The following is a 19,467-nucleotide window of genomic DNA, read 5'->3' on the forward strand; positions in this document are numbered from 1 at the left end:
AAAAATCTTGCTTAACGAGCCAAAGAGCAGCTTCTAACACTCGGGGTAACGATTGCGCTAACGCGGAAGTCAGCAATCCCAACCTCTCCACCATCCTCATAGCACTCCACCGCCCGCAGGCGTTCGCCTTCGCACATGGCGCTGACCGAGGCGCCGGTTTGCGGGGTATAGACGATGCCGTGCATCGAGCAGCGCAGGTAGCGCCCGGTATGGTCAAAAACTTGCGGCTCTTCGCCATCGAGCCGGCGCGGCATGTGCACGCAGAGGTTGATGTAGGCGTAGACCTGGCTTTCGAAGCGCAGGAGCAGGCATTCTTCCTCCCGCCCTTCGAAAGTCATGGTCAGTTTGCGGTGCTCGCCGTCGGCCAGTTCGGCACTCGGGCAGACGGCAAACTTGGGCGCGATGCGGTCCGCCATCACGCCTTCTTCAAACACCCAGCCAGGGCCGAGTCCATCGTCGCCAGGTGACCGGCGAACCAGGTTGGCAGGTTGCGGGCGTATTCACGCGCCGTCCCCAAGCGGCCGGCCTTCACGCCACGGGCGAAGTGGGCCAGTTCACCGAGCACCCGCAGATGCTCGCTGTTGTGCTCGCCAATGGCGGGAAAACGGCAAGACTTCATGAGCTTGCCTTCGTGCTCGAAATGCTGGCGGGTGTGCTCGTGCAGACGGACGAACAACGCCGGGAAGTCCTCGTCGGAGGCGACGAGCAGAGCATATGCAAGCTCGACGAATTCGCGATGGGTGTCGTCCATGGCGGGAACACCCAGCGCGTGACGGGACTCGTCCCAGGCCATCAGACGGCGCCGTGTACTTCGCGCTTGGCGTTGTTGGTGGTCGTGAGGGCTTCTTCGATGGTCTTTTCGGGGTACTTGTACTTGTTGCCCTTTAGCGCATTGAAGACGGTGACGATCTTGTCAGCCGGGCCCTGACCCTTGAAGTCGCCCTTGTCAAGTGCGGCGAGGTCGATCAGTTCGTTCCAGCACAGGCCTTCGGTCAGCGAGACGAAGACGACCGTGCAGCCGTTGATGGTGGATACGAAAGACTTGGGAATGTTGACCGTGAACATCACGGCGATGGTCGCCGGTGTCATGTCGACGCCGAACTTTTCCATGAAGTGCGGCCAGTGCTGAAGCTCTTCGAGGGAACCGGAGATCAGCTTGAGCTCATCGCCCTGGGCAAGCACGGTGGCCTGCTTGAAGAGGGCGACCGGCGGCTTGCGACGACCCTGGTCGTCGGCGACTTCGCCTTCGATGACGACCAACTCGCCGCGATAGCCTTCCCAGCCGGCGTCGCTGGCTGCTTCCCTGAAGTTGGAGTTGAAAAAGTATTGTTCGTAACGATCAAGCAGCATGGTTCTTCCTTACAGGTTTGAATGGGGTTTACGCAGCGATGGCCGCACCGATCAGATCGAAGACGTCGGCTTCGATCACTTCGAGCTTCTGCTTCTTGCAGAAGCGGCGTTCCTTGTCGGTCGGGTTGGCGATCAGCGCCCAGCCGGCCGGTTCGGCGGCGGCGTAGATGACATCGGACAACACCATGCGCTCGGTGTCGCGGTTCATGCGCAGGCCCATGAACAGGTATTGCTTGCCCTTGCGCAGTTCCTTGACTTCCGGCGGGATCGAGAAGCCGCCCATCAGTTCGGTGATGAAGTCGACGTAGTCGGCGTCGGAAGCGATGTAGTTGGCCTCCGGCTTCGGCGTGCCCATCGGCTTGTAGAGGATGGGCAGGGCGGCGTTGATGACTTCGGTCTTCTGGTAGGCGACGCCATCCCAGAAATACAGTTTGTAGCGGAAATCGGTGCCGCCGAGGCGGGCGATGCCGACGATCAGGTTGTGCGGCACATCGGCGTAGGAGTCCTGCAGCTGCGTGTCGCGGTTGATGTCGATGACGTAATGCGGGGCGATGCCCTTGAGCCAGTCATGCACGGCACCACGCGTCCAGGCGGTTTCGCCGTAGGTGCGGTTGAGGAACTTGGTGACGGCGCTGCGGCCGCGCTTGAGTTCGACGTTCATCGCGGCACGCGGGAATTCGTACATGAGCTTCGGCGCCATCGGCTTGCCGTCGTTCATGGCGTAGATCAGCGAATCGCTGTCGGCCGGAATCGGCGCGCCGGTCGCCGCATTTTTCACATCGGCCAAAACGCCAGGGCCGAGGTAGGGAACAATGCTGCCATCCTTGAGGCCGGCCAGCAGTTTTTCGCGCAGTTCTGGGGTCATTTTGTTTGCTCTGAAAGGGGGTGTAGCCCTATTCAGCAAATTCCACGCCTGAATGCATTTCTCGATCTGGCCTGCCTTTCCGGGCGCACTGCCATTCAATTGTCGTGTTTGCGACAGTGTTTTTCGGGGGACGACCTACACTGCAGACGACGCCCAACCAATGCCCGTTGGGTGATATGTTCTTACCCCACCTGAATCCGTCTCTCGCCAAAACCATGCCAACCAACACTCAAAACCCATCCCGCGGCCCGCTGGCCGGCATCAAGGTCGTCGAATTCGCCGGCATCGGCCCCGGGCCGTTCTGCGGCATGCTGCTTGCCGACATGGGCGCCGAGGTCACGCTGCTTGAGCGCGCCGGCGGCACTTTCGCCTCGCAACTGTTCGGCGGCGGGCGCAAGGCCGTGGCCAATCGCGGCAAGAAATCGCTGTGCATCGACCTCAAGCACCCTGAAGCCAAGACGCTCGTTTTCAAGCTGATAGAAGGCGCCGACGTGCTCATCGAGGGGTTCCGCCCCAGCGTCATGGAACGCCTCGGCTTCGGCCCGGACGAATGTCTGGCGCGCAACCCGCGCCTGATCTACGGCCGCATGACCGGCTGGGGCCAGACCGGCCCGCTCGCCCCGCGCGCCGGCCACGACGCCAACTACGCGGCCATCGCCGGCGTGCTCGACACCGGCCGTCGCCACGGCGGCGCGCCGTGGGCACCGCCGACGCTGGTCGGCGACATGGGTGGCGGCGGCCTCATGCTGGCCTGGGGCATAGCCTGCGCCCTGATCGAAACGCAACGATCGGGCAAAGGCCAGGTCATCGACGCCGCCATGTGCGAAGGCTCCGCCGTCCTCGCCCACGGGCTGTTCAACCTTGAAGCGCTGGGCGAATGGAAAGGCGAGTGCGCCATCGACTCGAGCGCCCCGTTCTACGATGTTTATCAGTGTGCCGACGGCGAGTGGATCAGCGTATGCCCGCTCGAACCACAGTTCTACAAAACCTTCGTCCAACGCCTCGGCCTCGTCAACGACCCCAATTTCAGCGGCAAGCAGTACGACACGACGACCTGGCCGGCCATGAAGGAACGCCTCACTGCGATTTTCAAAGCCCAACCGCGCGACCATTGGACGACCCTGTTCGACGACACCGACGACTGCGTCTGGCCAGTCCTCAGCATGGCCGATGCGCCAGCCCACCCGCACAACGTCGCCCGCCAAGCCTTCGCCGACGTCGCCGGCGTCCTGCAACCAACTCCAGCCCCCCGCCTGTCGCGCACCCCCGGCGCCATCCAGAGCCCGCCCCCGCTACTCGGCGAACACTCGCGCGAACGCCTTGCCGCGCTGGGCCTGTCGGCAGGAGAGATTGAACGGCTGGCGACGGCTGGCGTGGTCAGTGATCCGGTGGTTTTCTGAATGCTACGGTCAACCGGAAAAAACGGCCAAAATTGAAATTACCTTTTGGCCGTAGTCATCTGCTTCTGGCTCTTTAGCCCGCCGGGGCTTTCTTGCCGACGCTTTTTAGCTGCTGAATGGCCAGCGTCAGCTCGGCAACGGAGCGCAGGTTCATTTTGCTCATCACGTTGTGTTTGTGGACTTTGACGGTGCTTTCCGTCACCGACAAATCGTAGGCGATGGCTTTGTTCTGCTTGCCTTGGGCCACGGCGAACATGATCTGTTTTTCGCGCGGTGTCAGGCTGTCAAAACGCTCGCATAAATCGGCCAGTTCGGTGCGCTCATTGACCGCGGCGCTGACCCGCGACAAGGCGACGGCGATGGCTTTCAGCAGATCGGTGTCGTCGAACGGCTTGTTCAGGAAATCAATGGCGCCAGCCTTCATGGCGCGAACCGCCAGCGGCACGTCGCCGTGGCCGGTGATGAAGATGATCGGTATTTCGACGCCCAACTCGGCGATTCTTTCCTGCAGCGCCAGACCGTCCAAGCCCGGCATGCGGACATCGAGAACGAGGCAGGCGAAATCGCTGAGCTTGTCCTTGGCCAGGAAATCGAAGGGGGAGGCGAAGACCTCGACGGCCATTCCCGCCGAGCGGATCAGACTGCTCAGGGATTCACGAACAGAGGCGTCGTCGTCGACGACATAGACGATGGGAAGTTGCGAAGTCAGGCTGGCAGTCATTGGCTGATTGGAATATTGAAGACGAAGTTTGCCCCGGCGCCGGCCGTTTCCAGGCGAAGTCGGCCACCGTGGTTTTCGATGATCGAGCGGCTGATCGCCAGCCCCATGCCGAGACCGTCGCGTTTGGTCGAGAACAGGGCGTCGAAAATCTTCTCTTTCATCTCGGGCGGAATGCCGGGCCCGGTGTCGCTGAATTTGAACAGCGCCCCTTCCTGCTTGTTGGCCGTGACGGTAATGGTCAGGACACGCTCGGCTAACGCCTGATCGCGCATGGCATCGACAGCATTGACGACCAGATTGAGCATGACCTGCTGCAACTGAACGAGATCGGCGTGCACGACCGGCAAGTCAGGCGCAATCGCGACGTCAACCTGGACGCCGGACTCGAGAAGCATGGTTTGCAGCATCTGCAGCAAGTCACCGAGCATGCTTTTGACGTCGAGCACTTCGCGCTTGATGCCGCCCATGCGGAGGAAACTCCGGATGCGGGTGATGACCTCGCCGGCCAGGCTGGCATCGCGGTTGACCCGGCGGAGGGCGGCGACCACCTCGTCGAGGTCGGGCGTTTCCCGAGCCAGCCAGCGCAACGCCGCCTGGCTATTGGTGGCGATGGCCGAAAGCGGTTGATTGACTTCGTGGGCGATGGAGGCGACCAGCTCCCCCATGGTCGTGAACCGCGCAACCCTGGCCAGTTCTGCCTGGGTGACGGCTAGCGAGGTCTCGGCCTGCTTGCGCGACGTGACGTCTTCAACGATGACGGCGAGCCGGGGGCCTTCGCGGTCAACGGCGGGAATCAGCGATACGCTGACGTTGGCCCAGAGGAAGCCGCCATCTTTCTTTTCGTAGCGTTTCTGCACGTGATAGTTGTCGATAACCCCGTCGAACAGACCATGCACGTTTTGCTTGGTCATCGCCCGCTGGGATTCCTCGGAGATATCGACAAACGAGACGCCAACGATGTCGGCCTGGTTGTAACCGAGCATTCTTTGCAGGGCCGGATTGGCGGTCAAAATCCGCCCTTCCCTGTCGGCCAGCGCGATACCGACCGCCGTGTTGTTGTACAACCCCTGCCAGCGGCGCTCAGATATCTGCAAGGCCACGAAGCCGTCCTGCAGGGATTTTCGGCTGGCGACGAGACCGGCGGTCAATTCGCAAACGTCGGAAGCCTGCGAATTGAGTTCCTTCTGAAGAATGTCGACAGTGCGTTTGACCATGACCAGATTGCGGACACGAGCCCGCAACTCCTGCGGCGAAAACGGCTTGGTCAGGTAATCCTGGACCAGTTCTTCGAGCAGCGTCTCGCGCAGCGCATCGTCGGCGCGGGCCGAGAGGACGAGCACAGGAATATTAGGGAAACGCTCGCTGGCACGAAGTTCCCTGACGAATTGCTCGCCGTCGAAATACGGCATCATGAGATCGGTGATGATCAGATCCGGCGGACTTTCCAGCGCCAATGAAAGCGCGATTGCACCGTTCTCGGCCAGCGTGACGTTGTAGTCGTCGATCAGTACGTCATAGAGAAAATGGCGCAGGTCGGGGTTGTCCTCGACGACGAGAATCCGGCAAACGCCCGGCTTGTCATCGCGGGCCGGCTGACTTTGCGGATCGCAAAAATCGATGGGTTGATAAGCGCCCATGCCCGTCTCTTCATTGCTCTCACGAACAAAAACGCCTTTGGGCGCGCGCATGGGCATTTCGACCTGGAAAATCGCCCCGCCGCCCGGCGCATCGAGAGCCACCACCGTGCCAAAGTGCAGTTCGACAAATTCCTTGACGATGTTGAGACCGAGGCCACTGCCACTGCCCGAAAGGCCATCCTGCCCTTGGGCGAAGCGGGAAAAAATCTGCTCCTTCATTTGCGGCGGTACGCCCGGCCCGTTGTCCTGCACGCTCAGCAAAAACCGCCGATTCGCCACACGGGTGATCGAACAGCTAATACGGCCACCGGCCGGCGTGAATTTGAAGGCGTTGGAGAGCAGATTGGCCAGGACGCGCGCCAATTTGGCCCGATCGACGTCGGCATACAGTTCATCCTCCCCCTCGATCAGCAAGGCAATCGATCGCTCTTCGGCCGCTGCGGCAAAACTGGCTGCGACATCCCGCAGCATGGCGCTGACATTGGCACAGACGTAGGCCAACGGCATTTGCTGCGCGTCGATGCGCGCCAAGTCGAGCAGATCGTTAACCTGATGCAGCAAGGACTGGGCATTACGCTTGATGGTCGTCAGCCGGAAGCGTTCCCGCTCGCCCAACTGCGTGGCTTCCTTGAGGAGTTGATCGACCGGCCCGAGAATCAGGGCCAGAGGCGTGCGCAGTTCGTGGCTGACATTGGCGAAGAATTTCGTTTTAAAACCGTCGATTTCGCGCAATTTCTCAAGCGCCAACTGCAACTCGCCGTTCTTGCGCGTCAGCTCGGCCTCGATGGCGATCTTTTCGGTGATGTTTCGCCCTTCGGGAAGCAGGAAGGCGACGCGTCCCTCATCGTCGTAAATCGGGGTCAGCGAAAAATCGACGAAGATCGTTTTTTCCCCATGGAGATCGCCATAGACTTCGACATCGCAGCGCACGAATTCGCCCCGCTTGGCGAGCTCAACCATCTCCCGAACACGCTGGCTCGAATCCTCGGAAACCGCCCACCAGCGCGCCTCCCAGAAAGGTTTCCCGACGACATCGTCAAGACAGACTCCCGCCCCCTCCAGAGCCGCCTTGTTGATCTCCAGCACGGTGCCATCAACATCAAGCAACCCAAGAAACTGGTACATGGCATCGAGAATAATGCGCGCCAGCTTTTGCCGGCGAACCTCGATGCTGTCGTCAGCAGCAAGCATCACGCCCTTTACGGAAGCTTGCAGGCTCTCGTTCCGAGCCATAAATTCAGTTCTCATCCACGCTCCAAAATCCACGTTCACGGCCGGCACGAGATGTTGTGCCTGGCCATTTCTCGACTATACGAGCAAAAAGTCGGCGATGTCTTTCCTTAACGGTTTCAGGCGGGAACTGCAGCCCCGCCAGAAAGCAAAAAAGGCGAGTAAAAACTCGCCAAAAGCCATCGGAGGATGGGTAAACCGTTAGAAGCTGTAGCGGAAGTTTATCGTTGCGTTGTTCTGGGCGTGCGTCACCTCGATCGGGGCAGAGGTATTCGGCAAACTCGTGTTGTCCATGGTTTCCTTGAAGGCATGGGAATAGGCGAAATCAAGCTTGCTCTGTTTCGAGAACGCATAGGTAAAGCCGGCCGAAAGATGCTTTTTCGGGGTTGCCGGAATGACGGCAAACAGGGTCGATGAAGACAAGGCCTGGCTGGCAAAACGCAAACCACCGCGTACCGTCAGGCTATCGTTGACCGCATAGGCGGCGCCCAGCGAGACAATGGTCTGATCCTTGTAGTCCTGCGGCAAGAGAATGTTGATGTCGCCCCCGGCATCGGCAACAAAGGCGACCTTGATATCCTTCATCACGTCCTTCCAGAAGACCCGTGAAATATCGGCGGCGACTGTCCATTGCGGGGTCAGGCGGTGGCTGATACCCAGATCAACGTGGGAGGGCATCTGGAAATCCTTGATCTGGATTTTCCCGGCAAAGGCGATTTGGCCGGCGACACCATCGATGGCCGTCAGCGTTGCCCGGCCGTCCATGTCGCTCATCTGGCTCTTGAGCGTGTAGGACGCACCCAATATGGTTTCCGGCGTGGCCCGATAGATCATCCCCAATTTGCCACCGTAGCCCCAGGCATCGACACCGCTGGCCAGGAACTTGTCCTTGGTCAGGCTGAAATGCGCGCCGCGCAGGTCCGGCAAGCCGCCCAGGGCACCGACCAGCGAACCAGTGGCCCGTCCGGCGCCGATCAGGCTGCCGACTTGATCGGCACCGAGCAGCAAATCAAGATTGAGGCCCTGCCACATCGCATCGACGCTGCCGCCGATAGTCAGCTTTTCGGTAACCTGAAAGCTCGCCGCGAATGGAATGTTCAGCACCAGCAAGCGACTCGAATTGTCGAGCCCGGTAGCCAGTCCGCCGGTGGCGCTGGACAGGAAGCTGCCATTGCCATATTCAGTACCCAGCCCACCCTGAGCAAAGGCGCCGACACCAAAGGACCAGCCGCCGATCCGTTTGGTGAATGCCGCCTCGGGTGCGACATACGGGCCCCGGTTGTTGGAATGCGTGTCGGAAGAAACGCTTTCGCCGGTTGTCTTGTTCGTGACCTTGATATCGGTCGTCACCAGATCCAGGCCAATCATGGCCTGGTCGCCGTCCGGCATCAGCGACAGCGTGGCCGGATTGGTCATCATGCCGGCCGGGCCGACGTCATGGGCTACCGCGGTGCCACCCATGCCGCGCGATACTGCGCCGAAACCTTCCAGGCGAAATACATCGGTCGCCTGCGCCAGTTGAGTTCCACCAGCCAGCGCCGAAACCAGCGCCGATACAACGAATTTTCTTGTAGTCATCCCTGTCATCTCCTCTGTTGTTGGAATGTGAAACAGTTGAATCCCCCCCGGTGCTAACCGGATGAAGCACGCTTCAGAAGAAGCGATCGAAATGAATCTGCTCGAAGGGCACCTTGTGGCCAACCATGAGCAGTTCCTGCAAGGCTTGGGTCATCGGTGGCGGCCCGGCGAAATAGAACTCGTAGCTCGCCAGTTCGGCTGGCAGGGAACGCGCCACGGCGTCATGGACAAACCCGGTCTCGCCATGCCAGTCGCCGTTGTCGCCGGGCAGCGATACCACCGGGACATAAATGATCCGGTCGCCGAAGCCGGCAAGGACGCGCAGCATCTCCTCGCCGCAGACATCACGTGGCGTGCGTGCGCCGTAGAAGAAATACAGTTTCCGGTCAGCCAGCAGCCCGGCCTCGACGGCTCCGCGCGTCAGCGAAATCATTGGCGCCAATCCTGAGCCCCCCGCGACGCAGACAATGTCGCGCGGCGATTCGGTGCGCAGGTAAGCCACACCGTAGGGCCCATCAAGGCCAATCTCGTCGCCCTCGGCCAGCTTCTCGAAAAGTGCGTGCGTACCCTGGCCATGCAGGACGCGGCGAATCTGGAAATGCCACTCGCGCTTTTCATTGGCCGTGTTCGACAAGGAATAGGCACGCGAGGCACCAAGGCCGGGCAGATCGAGCATGGCGAACTGGCCAGGCAGGAACTCGGCATCGTCCTCGGAGCGAAAGCGGAACTCGCGGATGTCGTGGGTGATATCGCGCGTGCCGATCAAATGGGCGCGTTGTCGTTTGGGCAGAACCTTCGGCTTGTATTCTGGCGCCGTCGCTGCCTTGATGGTCACCGGACCAAGCGCCCGGCATTGGCAGGCGAGATGGCGGCCACGTTTGCGGTCCCGCTCGGTGAGGCCCGGAGCATCGACCCACAGCGTCTCGACTTGGCCCTCAACGAGTTCGAACTTGCAGGCACCGCAGCCGCCCGAGTTGCATTCGTACGAAAACCCCAGCCCGGCGCGCAAGGCTGCGCGGACGATGGTGTCGCCGTCCTTCTGCTCGCAGACAGAGCCGTCTTTTTCATTACGGATAGTTGGATTGGTCATGGCAGCGCCAATGTATAGGTAGAGTTTGGCCCGCGCCAACGGGCGCTGGCCAAACTCAGGTTGCTTGACGATTACAGGCCGATGGAACGACGGAAGTCGCGCGTTGCCGCTTTGGCCGCTTCCGCGCCCGCTGCAACGTCGGGCAGGGTTGAGCAGTAGGCATCAATGGCCTTGTCGGCCAGCGGCTCCCATTTGGCGATCCAGCCCTGGATCAGTTCCAGATTGCCCGGGGTTTCCAGTGCCATCTTGACCATCGCCGAAATCCACCGACGATGGCGCGCTGCATCGAGCAGCTGAGCATCGGTCAGCAGGCCGAGCAGGGTGTCGCCGTTGTGGCGGGCGGATTCGCCGAGCTTGCGCAGCACGGCTTCATCGATTGCCGGCTTGGCGACGAGGTTGAGGACGACAATTGCCTCGCCCCAATCCCAAACGGTCATCGCCTTTTCCATGAGCTCGCGGAAGCCTTGCCAAACCGGATCGGTTTCCCAATAGGTGCGCTCGTCGACCGCAAAACCCTTGTCGGGGAAGGCGATTGACAGCTCCTTGGTGCGGTAGGCGGTGTGGCTGAGCCAGCGCAGGCTGTCGGCCATCTGGAAATAATTGCAGTTGGTGATGGTACTGGCCGGCGAAACCTGCCCGACGTAGGCCGAAGCCATCTGGATGGTATGGAACAGGTAGCGGGAAGGCGTATAGAAACGCGCCAGGGTGCCCGCCCAGCGGGGATCGAGCGCCTTGTCGTTCTCGCGCTGGTTGAACTGGTCGAAGAGGCCGAAAACATAGGTCTCCTGGCCATCCTGCATCATGTTGTAGGTGCGGTAGACGACTTCTTCCGGATCGCGGAAGGCGTTCCAGTCCGGGTGCTTGAGGGCGGTACCGAAGGTGTTCTTCTTGTACCAGGTGTTCATGAACATGTTGGGATCAAGCTCGTACGGCGAATTGGCATCCCGGTCGTTGTAGTGCAGGTTGGCACTGACGATTTCGTATTCGCTCGGCTTGCGACGGCGGGCGGCGAGATGGCTCCACGTCTTGAGCGGCTTCAGTACTTGAACTTCCGACATTCTTGTCTCCTTGAGTTTTTGGTGTTGGCTGGCCGGTGTTGCGTCCGGGCCGCCCTTACATCTTTTTCACGAAATAGAAACGGATGGAGTTGTCACCGCTTTCGATCTGGCCGGCGAAGGAACTCAAGTCCACTTCCAGGTCATTCATCTTGAACGGGCGACCCAGCTCGTCCTCGATGGTTGCGCGGTGCAGCACCATCTCGTGTTCGGTGTGGATGCGGATATAGGCGCGCTTGTCGTCAACAAAGACTTCCTTGCCCGGGTTATCGACCCTGGCTGCCTCGATGACCGCCATGGCCAGGTCCCCGGCACGCATGACCGGCCCGACCAGATTGTTGTGATAAGCCTGCGCGGAACTGGTAGTGCTCATTTTTTTCTCCTCGATTTCTTTCAAGTCTGGCGCGCCAATGTTGCTGGCCAGCCCGGAAGGGCAAGCCAGTTTCGGCTGCGCTTGTCCGCCGCCCAGTAAGCTTCCCAACCAATTCAAAATTCCCATGCGACTCGTCCTCTGATAAGTGAAGGAAGCCCGGTCAGGAATGGGCAAACAAAGCCTCGACACCTGCCGTCTCGACCAGGACATCGTCCCCGTCAATCTTGACTGGATACTCGGCCAGGGCGCAGTCATCGGGATTGATGCCCTTGCCGGTGCTGGCATCGAACTGCCACAGGTGCGCCTTGCAGATCAGCTTTTTGCCGTCGAAACTGCCTTCAATCAGGGGAATGTCCTGATGCGGGCAGATGCCCTGGAAGGCCTTGATGTCACCGCCCTCGGCACAGACCAGCAAAATTTCCTGGCCATCGACTTCGAACGACTCCATTTCCCCTTCCCAGAGGTCGTCGAGCGTGCATACCTTTTTGAAACCCATTCCTGACTCCTGATAATTCCTGTTTCGGGTGGCGACTCCGCAAGCACTCAGTGCTTCGGGGCCTCCCAGATGATTTCGACGGTCTCCGTCGGCTTCAGGCCGGATTCGGAAACCCGCATGGTGCGCGGCAGAAACTCGTCACTGTCCTGCCGACGCACGCGCAGGATCTGCCCCGGCCGCGCCCGGACGCGGCGGCCGACCGAATGCACGGCAGCAGCAGCAGCCACCTCGTCCATCGTGTTTTCGCTGTCGACCGCAACGAGTTGCAGCACGAAATCGCCTTCGAAGTTGGAAGTAATTGGAAACAACGCCATTTCTTGAATCTCCTTTGTTCTCTGGAAGCGGCGTCCGCAGACGCCGGCTTGCATGGCAGCTGCGATCAGCTGGCCTTTTTCTCAGCCCGCAGGGCCCGGTAGACTTCGGCCCAGGCGTAGTTGTGGGCATCGTCGCCACACTCGCCGGGAGCCAGGTTCATGTAATTGAGCGCCCCGCCCAGATCCATCGGCTGGATCATGCCGGCCAGGAAGCGGTCGACAATGCTCATATGGCCGGCGTAACGCTCCGGTTCCTGCTCGAAGCACCAGCGGTCAACTTCGGAACCGAAGTGATACAGGCGGCCGTTGTACTCGAGCGGGTAGTCCTTGACGTTCCATTTCTTGCCTGGCGTACCGATAATCGGCAGCTGGCACTGGTTGCAAACGTAAGGCAGGGTTTCCGGATAAGCCATGGCCATATTGCCGTCAACGACGTTGTCGATGATGACGTCCCAGCATTGACCGTAGGTGTCGTTCCAGCCGGGATACTTTTCTTCCAGCCAGGCCCGCTCGTCCGGCGTGACGCCGGCGGCCGGGTTCCACCACAGGGTCGGGCGCCAGAAATAGGAACCCATGTGCATGCCGTGATGGGTCTCGCCCAGGTCAGCGAGGAACTTGTCCCAGTACCAGGGCAGATCGAGGCCCATGTCGGTCAGGGCGCGCTCGAACTGGGCAACGATCCATTCCTCCATGAATTCCTTGAACGACTGCTTGCGGTGCTCAAGCGGCGTGTAGTAGTCCATGATCGGACCGGTCAGCACCGAGAACAGCTTCCAGGCGCCCCAGACAGCGATATCGACGCGCTTTTGCGCTTCGGCCTTCTGGCCGTTCTCGATGAGAATCTTGAGCGCCGGGCCGCCGATCTGGGCATGGCGGGATTCGTCGGTCTGGATGCTGGAAATCAGGTTGGCGAAGGTATGGTCGCCGGCCTCGGCTGCGTCAGCTGCCAGCCCGAGGAACTGCATGTTGGTGAAACCGGTCTCGAAGCTGAAGGTCAGCATGATGGAGACGCTGATCGCGTCGCGGGTCATCATGATGTCGTCAAAGAAGTGACGCGCCGCGATCATCGCCCACTCGTTGGTGTCGTAGGCCTTGAAGGCCCAGTCCATCTGGCGGTCCTTCGAAACGTGTTCGTGCGGGAAATACAACTGCATCTGGCCGTGACGGATTTCATCCAGGCAACCCAGCGTGGACATGTTGCGCATGCCCGGCGCCTTGGAGAAACGCATCATGCGCGCTTCGGCACTGGCGGCGGCGTATTCGCCGCGGGCGATGGCGCCGTAGTGCGCCTTCATCACCGACTTCCAGCCCGGATCGGCGTTTTCGAAAATACGGCTGCGCTCCAGCGCGGCCTTGACCGAATAAGCACCGGCATCCTTGTCGCGCTGGACTTTTACGTATTCCGGATAGGTCTGTTTGTAAGGCTCGTCGTATTTTTCCCAGGCATCCTGGGGCAAGCCGAAATCACCTGACATCAGCGGCGGAAACAGTTCATTTTCCGTCACATACGTGGGGGTCCAGTTCGTGGTCCTGGCCAGGTCATACCAGTCCATTCTGTTTAGTACAGCCATCAATGTCTCCTTCTTTGTAGCAGGATTGGGGATCCCGCACTTCCCGAATCAAAGCGATCTCTGTCGCCAGGGGCACGCGGCAAATTGAAAAATATCGAGATTCCGCATATGGCTAAAGTTACAAGGAATGAAAGAAGGGGAGTATTAGACTTTGGTTTAGATGGGGTGCTTTTGCGGGTGCTGATGGCGACCTGTCGACAAGACGCCATGCCTTGGCTGGCCTGCTTGGCGAGCCGATTTCGCGTTGCAGCCTGGCCTGCGTATTGCCACGGTCAACCGTAAAAAACGGCCAAAAATGAAATCGCAGGGAGGCTGTCAGCGCTTGGCTACGACACCTTCAAAAAACAACAGGCGCCCCGCGGCGCCTGTTTCTCTCCCTGCTTCGTGCCCTGCCCCGACAACGATCAAATCATGGGCATGGACAACTGTTTGCTGATCAAACGGTCAGTCGGCAGAGGTGTTCAATCGAGAATTTCCGGATGTTTTTGCAGGAATTCGCTGCGCTTGCTACGGTTGATAACCGAACCGGAAATGTAGGAGTAACCCTTCTTTTGCCACATCGCGAGATCGGTCATTGCCGCTGGAACGACAGTGACCAGATCATAGAAATCGCCCGGTTTGTAACCCCGGAAATTGGCTGCATTGCGGCAGACGCGCAACGTTACCCCCTGGTCAGTCAGCGCCTTGAGGCGATCATAGATGTCGGGATAAGCGGCTCGATTCAGGCGTGACAGCATGTGCAGCTCGTTGCCATGGGCCACCATCACGATATGGGATTGCTTGATATCGCCAAACTCTTTGAGGCCGTTCAGCTGGTTGTTGATGTAACCCAGTGCCTGATACATATCTTCGGGTTTTTCAAAGTTGAATTGATAAACCGTTTTTTGCGCCCCGAGCGGGGAATCGTCAAACTTTGACGGTGTATCCGGGCCAGCCCACGCGACAGTTGCGCAAAGCAAAAGACTACCAAGCAATTTTTTTAACATCCTTATCTCCTTTATTCCCTCGTTGGTCGGTTCTTGTCGTCTCCAAAATTCAAAGCGACGAAGCAAGTATATGGTCAGATTGCTGCCTGGTGAAAAGCAATGGCCAGTTGCTGAAAAACGCCAATTCAGCCCGAAAAACAGTGCATTTTTAACCGTTCGACGCCGGCCTGGTCAGACTCATGTCCAAAAAAAACGCCCCGTTTTCCGGGGCGTTCAGATCAGTAACGAGCGTCGGCCGGCTTCGGATCCTTTGGCCAATCCTTGACCTTGTCCGGGAAGTCCGGACGCGGCTGGTGGCTGAAGTACTCGGCCACATCAACCGCTTCCTGGTCGGCCAGCCCACCCTGACCGAGCGGGAACTTGCCGTGGAAGCCAATCGGCATGTTGCGCTTGACGAAGGCGGCGGCGGTGTAGGTCCGGGCCATCCCAGCGCCGATATTGAACGACTCATCACCCCACAGCGGCGGGTAAACCATCTTGCCGGCCGCGTTCTTCAGGCCCTCGCCGCTCTCGCCATGACATACCGCGCATTGATCGGCGTAGATCTTCTTGCCGTTGTCCGGGTCAGGCTTGATCGAGCGGTCGATCTTGCCCACGCCACGCCCGGCCACCTTGTCTTCCGGCTTGGTTTCACCCTTCATCCAGTCGAAGTAGGCGACCATCGCCTTCATGTCATCGGATTCCTTTGGCAGTGGCTTGCCGTTCATCGAGCGACGGAAGCAACCGTTGATGCGCTCCTCCAGCGTGATGATCTTGCCAGCCCGCGCGCCGTAGCTCGGGAAGAAGGCCGACACGCCGACGAAAGGCGATCCCTCGGCCACCGTCCCGGCATTTAGGTGGCAGCTCGTGCAATTGAGCTGGTCACCGACATGCTCGGGAAGCAAATCCTTGGTTTCCAGATGCAGCCGCATGCCGCGGACCAGTTGCAGGGCATTCTTGGCGATCAGCATATTGGCCAGACGCGGCGTTTCGAACTTGCTCGAACCCGTGGTCTTGGGGTCAAGTTCAGCCCGCATCTTGGCCACCATACCGGTATCAACAACAGGCGCACCATTGCCCCAGCTGGTCCGCACGAAACTCAGTATCTCGGCCAGTTCCCGGTCGGCCAGACGGGCAAAGGCCGGCATCACGAAGACGCGCGGATGGGTTGTCGTCGAGGCTGTCTGGCCGCCGGTCAGGATAATGTGCACCAGCGTCGAGGCATCCTTCGAACTGACCGTCGGATTACCTGCCAGCGGTGGGAAAACCTTGTCGACGCCACTACCATCGGCACGGTGACAATCTCCGCAGAACTGGATGTAACCCAGGCCGCCGCGCGTGCTGAACAGGTCGTCCGGCACTTTGGCGACAACTGCCTTCGGAGCGGGATGTGCCGCCTTGTCATGCGGCCCGGCCGGCAAGGACTTCAGGTAGCTGGCAATGGCCAGCAGATCATCGTCCCGGACATACTGAGTGCTGTGCATGATGACATCGGCCATGTTGCCGGAGGCCGTTGCATAGCGGTTTTGCCCGGTCTTCAGGAAGGTCTTGGTGTCCTCGACTGTCCATAGGTCACGCAGACTCAGGGCGCGCCAGGACTCCACCGTCTCGCCAGCAAGGAAAAGCGAACCGTTGCGGCCAGACTCGCTCATCGCCTTTTCCTGGAACAACAGGCCGCGTGGGGTATGACAGGCGCCGCAGTGCCCGAGGCCTTGTACCAGATAGGCGCCACGGTTCCAGCTGGCGTCCTTGGTGCTGTTCGGCACGAATGGCTCGTCGTCGAGGAACAGCCAGTTCCAGATCGCCAAACCCCAGCGCATATTGAAAGGCCAGTGCATTTCGGATGGTTTGTTGACCTGCTTGAGCGGTGCCAGCCCCTGCATCAGGTAGGCGTAGAGGGCCTGCATGTCATCTGCCGTCATCTTGGCATAGGACGGATAAGGCATCGCCGGATAGAGATTGTGGCCATCTGCCGCGACACCCTTGCGCATCGCCCGGTCGAACTGTTCGAAGGTGTAATTGCCGATACCGGTTTCCTTGTCCGGCGTGATGTTGGTGGAATACAACTTGCCGAACGGCGTTTCGAGCGCCCGGCCACCTGCCATCGGCGTTCCCTTTTCGGTCGTGTGACAGGCGACACAGTCGCCGAGCTGGGCCAGATAGCGACCGCGTTCGACTGCACCTGCGTCATTTTCGGCCAATGCCAGACTGCTTGCGGCGATTGCCAGCAGTGCCAGAAAGCCGCGTAGATAACCAATTTTCATGCTGTTCTCCCCGTAAATCATGTCAGCCTGAGTCTAGGGAGAGTTGCCCGGCAGCGCTATTCGGACATTGGGCTAGGGTAATAGCCGAAATCGGTTAACGCTTAGTCCAGCCCGCCGGGGTCGGCACGCAGGATGAGGCGGGCCAGTTCGGCTGCGCTGCTCGTGCCGGTTTTTTCCATGACATGCTGGCGATGGACGTGAACGGTGTTGTCGCTGATGTTGAGGATGCCTGCCACTTCCTTGTTGGCCAAGCCTTGGGCAAGCAGGCGAGCAACTTCCGATTCGCGGGCCGAGAGGCGGCCGAGAGTTGCCTGCGCCTCCTGGTGGCGCCGTGTCGTGGCGTAGCGCTCGCGGCTTAATTGCACTGCGCGCTCGACGGCGTCGAGAAACAGATGGTCCTTGAAAGGCTTCTGGAGAAAATCGACTGCGCCAGCCTTCATCGCCTGCACAGCCAGTTCGACATCGCCATGGCCGGTCATGAAGACGATGGGAAAGGCCGAATCGACCGCCTGCAACCGCCGTTGGAGCTCAAGGCCACTGATCCGCGGCATGCGGATATCGAGGACGAGGCAACCACCGCCGGGAGGAAACAGTGGCTGAGCCTCGAGAAAAGCTTCCGCCGATTCGTGCCCCACTGCCTGCCAACCCATTGATTCGAGCAAGAACAGCAGAGAACGGCGAAAGGGCGCTTCGTCGTCAATGACGTGAATGACCGGCTGTTCGACTGGAGAATTCATGTATTTCCTTCATTCGCACTTGGCGACATCCGAGCCAGAGGCAGACTGAACTTGAAAACCATGCCGGTCCCCTCCTCGGCCATACGCGCCTGCAATTCGCCGCCATGCGCCTCGATGATGGTCTTGCAAATCGACAACCCAAGGCCGAGACCGTCAGGCTTGGTCGTAAAAAAGGCTTCGAACAGGTGGTCGCGCACCTCTTGCGCTAGGCCAACGCCATGGTCGCGCACAGCGACTGCACAACGTCCCGCCTCGATGGCAAGCGATACGACAATCGGTTGGGCCACACCCATCGCCAGCTGGGCATCCCAGGCATTCTTGAGCAGATTGAGCAGGACCTGCTGGATCTGCAGCGGATCCACATCAACTCGCCTTGCTGTTTCGTCGAGCGTGTCGTTCAGCACGACCTCAGGTGCCCCGGCCAAAATTCCACGCATCAGCGCTGCCGTATCGCGAACCAGCGTCGCGATGTCACAAACTTCACGCACCCTGCTGCGTTTTTTGGCAAAAGCACGAATGCCTCCGAGAATCCCGGCGGCCCGCTCCGACTCCTCGGCTATTTCCTCTGCCGCCTGGCGCAGTGCTTCCGGTGTCAGCTGTCCACGATCCTGCCTGAGCAACAGGCTGCGCGCGTAATTGCCGATGGCTGCCAGCGGCTGATTCAATTCGTGCGCCAAAGTCCCTGAGAGTTCTCCGAGGATCGACAGACGGGATAAATGGTCCATTTGTTGCTGCCCTGATCGAACCCGTGCTTCCAGGCTGCGCCCCTCGTCAAGCGCCAGGGTCAGCTCTCTGGTTCTCCGCTGCACGATGTGCTCGACATGCAAGGTGTAGCCGCCCCAAGCGATCAAAACCAGCAACAATCCTCCCAGCCACGGCCAATAGAGGCGGAACAGCGAATTCCAGCTGGTTTCGCGGAGAAAAGCATAGGGGCCGATCTGCAATTCCTGGAACAATTGGTGGACCGGGTGATAATCCGCCGGAACGCTCCATGACTCACCATCTGCGTCAGTTTTCAGTGACAACAGGGCAAACAGCACGTCACGCGACAGCGCTGCCGGTGTGCCACTCGCTGCCGCGAAGGCCCACCCTGGGAACAAACTCGACGACACGCGACAAGTTGAGGCGCTCTGGCGTGGAGACAGCACCCGCAACACGCCGACAGGCACCACGCCGTCCCGCTCAAGGCTTTCGAGCAGGCAAGCCCGGAGTACGCCGGCATCGGCTCGACCACTGCGCACCGCCTCGACCACCTGCGTCATCGGAAAATCGGTGAATAGCGGTTTCACCCCACCACGCTCCGGATCGATGCCTAGCCGCCGCAATTCCGCCCATATCAACTGGTAGCCGCCAAAAGCATCGGGCGACACCGCCGCAAGGGTTTTCCCCTGCAATGCATCGAGCGATTGCAAGTCCTGCCGCTGATCAAGAACGATAACCGCCGAACCAACCACATGCCCAGGATCATTGGAGGACTCAGCCACCTGCGTGGCAATTCTGGAAATACCGCTTTTCGCCTCCAGCGTCACGTAGTGGCCTGGATTGGTCACGACGAAATCGAGCGATCCGGCATTCAAGGCCGTCGCCATGCCCTCGAGATTGAAATGCTTCAGAACAATGCGCTTACCCGGCAGCTTTTCTTCCAACCCATGGGCCAGCGATGACCAGTGGAACTCCGCCTCCTCCAGCCCTTGCCAGGCCAGAACGCCAATGCGTACATCCTCTTCGGCATGCGTCAGGCCGGCTATCAGGCAACAGCAGAGGCCAATTAATCTGAGTACAATTTTACGATTGGGAATTACCATCGCCCGATTCTAGCAA

General features: G+C 59.8%; 18 protein-coding genes. 1 reads left to right on the plus strand and 17 read right to left on the minus strand.

Annotated features, from left to right (window positions below; genetic code table 11):
- Positions 1 to 11: 11 nt before the first annotated feature.
- The 4 genes from WBK19_RS03300 to WBK19_RS03315 are packed head-to-tail and all read right to left on the minus strand — an operon-like array spanning position 12 to position 2,215.
- Positions 12 to 416 carry a Rieske (2Fe-2S) protein gene (locus WBK19_RS03300; protein WP_511286925.1) on the minus strand — a complete coding sequence of 135 codons (405 nt, stop codon included), beginning with the start codon at positions 414 to 416 and terminating at the stop codon, positions 12 to 14.
- Positions 416 to 793, minus strand: a complete 378-nt coding sequence (locus WBK19_RS03305; protein WP_511286927.1) for a bacteriohemerythrin — start codon at positions 791 to 793, stop codon at positions 416 to 418. Before WBK19_RS03305 ends, WBK19_RS03300 begins: the two co-directional genes overlap by 1 nt.
- The gene (locus tag WBK19_RS03310) at positions 793 to 1,350 is read right to left on the minus strand and encodes a hypothetical protein (RefSeq protein WP_511286929.1); all 558 of its coding nucleotides are present in this window, start codon (positions 1,348 to 1,350) and stop codon (positions 793 to 795) included. Before WBK19_RS03310 ends, WBK19_RS03305 begins: the two co-directional genes overlap by 1 nt.
- A 28-nt stretch (positions 1,351 to 1,378) precedes the next feature.
- A complete protein-coding gene (locus WBK19_RS03315) occupies positions 1,379 to 2,215 on the minus strand; it encodes an SIR2 family protein (RefSeq protein ID WP_494647827.1) in 837 nt (278 codons plus the stop codon).
- Positions 2,216 to 2,430: 215 nt separating this feature from the next.
- Here WBK19_RS03315 and WBK19_RS03320 point away from each other — a divergent pair, with 215 nt between their 5' ends.
- On the plus strand, positions 2,431 to 3,615 hold the full coding sequence (locus WBK19_RS03320; RefSeq protein WP_511286931.1) for a CaiB/BaiF CoA transferase family protein: 1,185 nt from the start codon (positions 2,431 to 2,433) through the stop codon (positions 3,613 to 3,615).
- A gap of 73 nt (positions 3,616 to 3,688) precedes the next feature.
- On the opposite strand, the gene WBK19_RS03325 is transcribed toward WBK19_RS03320, so the two are convergent.
- From WBK19_RS03325 to WBK19_RS03385, 13 genes are all read right to left on the minus strand, one after another.
- Positions 3,689 to 4,336: a response regulator transcription factor gene (locus WBK19_RS03325; RefSeq protein ID WP_511286933.1), complete on the minus strand. Its 648-nt coding sequence runs from the start codon at positions 4,334 to 4,336 to the stop codon at positions 3,689 to 3,691.
- Entirely contained in the window at positions 4,333 to 7,221 is a 2,889-nt protein-coding gene (locus WBK19_RS03330) for an ATP-binding protein (RefSeq protein WP_511286935.1), read from the minus strand. Before WBK19_RS03330 ends, WBK19_RS03325 begins: the two co-directional genes overlap by 4 nt.
- Positions 7,222 to 7,404: 183 nt before the next feature.
- The gene (locus WBK19_RS03335; RefSeq protein WP_511286937.1) at positions 7,405 to 8,781 is read right to left on the minus strand and encodes an OmpP1/FadL family transporter; all 1,377 of its coding nucleotides are present in this window, start codon (positions 8,779 to 8,781) and stop codon (positions 7,405 to 7,407) included.
- A gap of 73 nt (positions 8,782 to 8,854) precedes the next feature.
- Positions 8,855 to 9,871: a 2Fe-2S iron-sulfur cluster-binding protein gene (locus tag WBK19_RS03340; RefSeq protein WP_511286939.1), complete on the minus strand. Its 1,017-nt coding sequence runs from the start codon at positions 9,869 to 9,871 to the stop codon at positions 8,855 to 8,857.
- A 71-nt stretch (positions 9,872 to 9,942) separates the two neighbouring features.
- Positions 9,943 to 10,929 carry an aromatic/alkene monooxygenase hydroxylase subunit beta gene (locus WBK19_RS03345; protein WP_511286941.1) on the minus strand — a complete coding sequence of 329 codons (987 nt, stop codon included), beginning with the start codon at positions 10,927 to 10,929 and terminating at the stop codon, positions 9,943 to 9,945.
- A gap of 55 nt (positions 10,930 to 10,984) precedes the next feature.
- Positions 10,985 to 11,299 carry an MmoB/DmpM family protein gene (locus WBK19_RS03350; RefSeq protein ID WP_511286943.1) on the minus strand — a complete coding sequence of 105 codons (315 nt, stop codon included), beginning with the start codon at positions 11,297 to 11,299 and terminating at the stop codon, positions 10,985 to 10,987.
- Positions 11,300 to 11,459: 160 nt separating this feature from the next.
- Positions 11,460 to 11,795 (minus strand): monooxygenase system ferredoxin subunit, encoded by a 336-nt coding sequence (locus WBK19_RS03355; RefSeq protein WP_511286945.1) that lies wholly within the window; start codon positions 11,793 to 11,795, stop codon positions 11,460 to 11,462.
- Between the two features lie 47 nt (positions 11,796 to 11,842).
- A complete protein-coding gene (locus WBK19_RS03360; protein ID WP_494647818.1) occupies positions 11,843 to 12,109 on the minus strand; it encodes a toluene-4-monooxygenase system B family protein in 267 nt (88 codons plus the stop codon).
- Positions 12,110 to 12,174: 65 nt separating this feature from the next.
- On the minus strand, positions 12,175 to 13,680 hold the full coding sequence (locus tag WBK19_RS03365; protein WP_511286947.1) for an aromatic/alkene/methane monooxygenase hydroxylase/oxygenase subunit alpha: 1,506 nt from the start codon (positions 13,678 to 13,680) through the stop codon (positions 12,175 to 12,177).
- Positions 13,681 to 14,141: 461 nt separating this feature from the next.
- Positions 14,142 to 14,732: a DsrE family protein gene (locus tag WBK19_RS03370; protein WP_511286949.1), complete on the minus strand. Its 591-nt coding sequence runs from the start codon at positions 14,730 to 14,732 to the stop codon at positions 14,142 to 14,144.
- Between the two features lie 152 nt (positions 14,733 to 14,884).
- Positions 14,885 to 16,909, minus strand: a complete 2,025-nt coding sequence (locus WBK19_RS03375) for a c-type cytochrome (protein ID WP_511286951.1) — start codon at positions 16,907 to 16,909, stop codon at positions 14,885 to 14,887.
- A 101-nt stretch (positions 16,910 to 17,010) separates the two neighbouring features.
- Positions 17,011 to 17,646, minus strand: a complete 636-nt coding sequence (locus tag WBK19_RS03380; protein WP_511286952.1) for a response regulator transcription factor — start codon at positions 17,644 to 17,646, stop codon at positions 17,011 to 17,013.
- On the minus strand, positions 17,643 to 19,358 hold the full coding sequence (locus tag WBK19_RS03385) for a sensor histidine kinase (RefSeq protein WP_511287143.1): 1,716 nt from the start codon (positions 19,356 to 19,358) through the stop codon (positions 17,643 to 17,645). Before WBK19_RS03385 ends, WBK19_RS03380 begins: the two co-directional genes overlap by 4 nt.
- Positions 19,359 to 19,467 lie beyond the last annotated feature (109 nt).

It is taken from the genome of Azonexus sp., from assembly GCF_049652925.1.
GTDB lineage: Bacteria > Pseudomonadota > Gammaproteobacteria > Burkholderiales > Rhodocyclaceae > Azonexus.

Bases quoted from the DNA above. Each gene is read 5' to 3' on its own strand.
- WBK19_RS03300 (WP_511286925.1), bottom strand. From the start codon at position 416: ATGGCGGACCGCATCGCGCCCAAGTTTGCCGTCTGCCCGAGTGCCGAA.
- WBK19_RS03320 (WP_511286931.1), top strand. From the start codon at position 2,431: ATGCCAACCAACACTCAAAACCCATCCCGCGGCCCGCTGGCCGGCATC.
- WBK19_RS03355 (WP_511286945.1), bottom strand. From the start codon at position 11,795: ATGGGTTTCAAAAAGGTATGCACGCTCGACGACCTCTGGGAAGGGGAA.
- WBK19_RS03310 (WP_511286929.1), bottom strand. From the start codon at position 1,350: ATGCTGCTTGATCGTTACGAACAATACTTTTTCAACTCCAACTTCAGG.
- WBK19_RS03330 (WP_511286935.1), bottom strand. From the start codon at position 7,221: ATGAGAACTGAATTTATGGCTCGGAACGAGAGCCTGCAAGCTTCCGTA.
- WBK19_RS03380 (WP_511286952.1), bottom strand. From the start codon at position 17,646: ATGAATTCTCCAGTCGAACAGCCGGTCATTCACGTCATTGACGACGAA.
- WBK19_RS03365 (WP_511286947.1), bottom strand. From the start codon at position 13,680: ATGGCTGTACTAAACAGAATGGACTGGTATGACCTGGCCAGGACCACG.
- WBK19_RS03325 (WP_511286933.1), bottom strand. From the start codon at position 4,336: ATGACTGCCAGCCTGACTTCGCAACTTCCCATCGTCTATGTCGTCGAC.
- WBK19_RS03335 (WP_511286937.1), bottom strand. From the start codon at position 8,781: ATGACTACAAGAAAATTCGTTGTATCGGCGCTGGTTTCGGCGCTGGCT.
- WBK19_RS03375 (WP_511286951.1), bottom strand. From the start codon at position 16,909: ATGAAAATTGGTTATCTACGCGGCTTTCTGGCACTGCTGGCAATCGCC.
- WBK19_RS03305 (WP_511286927.1), bottom strand. From the start codon at position 793: ATGGCCTGGGACGAGTCCCGTCACGCGCTGGGTGTTCCCGCCATGGAC.
- WBK19_RS03315 (WP_494647827.1), bottom strand. From the start codon at position 2,215: ATGACCCCAGAACTGCGCGAAAAACTGCTGGCCGGCCTCAAGGATGGC.
- WBK19_RS03360 (WP_494647818.1), bottom strand. From the start codon at position 12,109: ATGGCGTTGTTTCCAATTACTTCCAACTTCGAAGGCGATTTCGTGCTG.
- WBK19_RS03340 (WP_511286939.1), bottom strand. From the start codon at position 9,871: ATGACCAATCCAACTATCCGTAATGAAAAAGACGGCTCTGTCTGCGAG.
- WBK19_RS03345 (WP_511286941.1), bottom strand. From the start codon at position 10,929: ATGTCGGAAGTTCAAGTACTGAAGCCGCTCAAGACGTGGAGCCATCTC.
- WBK19_RS03350 (WP_511286943.1), bottom strand. From the start codon at position 11,299: ATGAGCACTACCAGTTCCGCGCAGGCTTATCACAACAATCTGGTCGGG.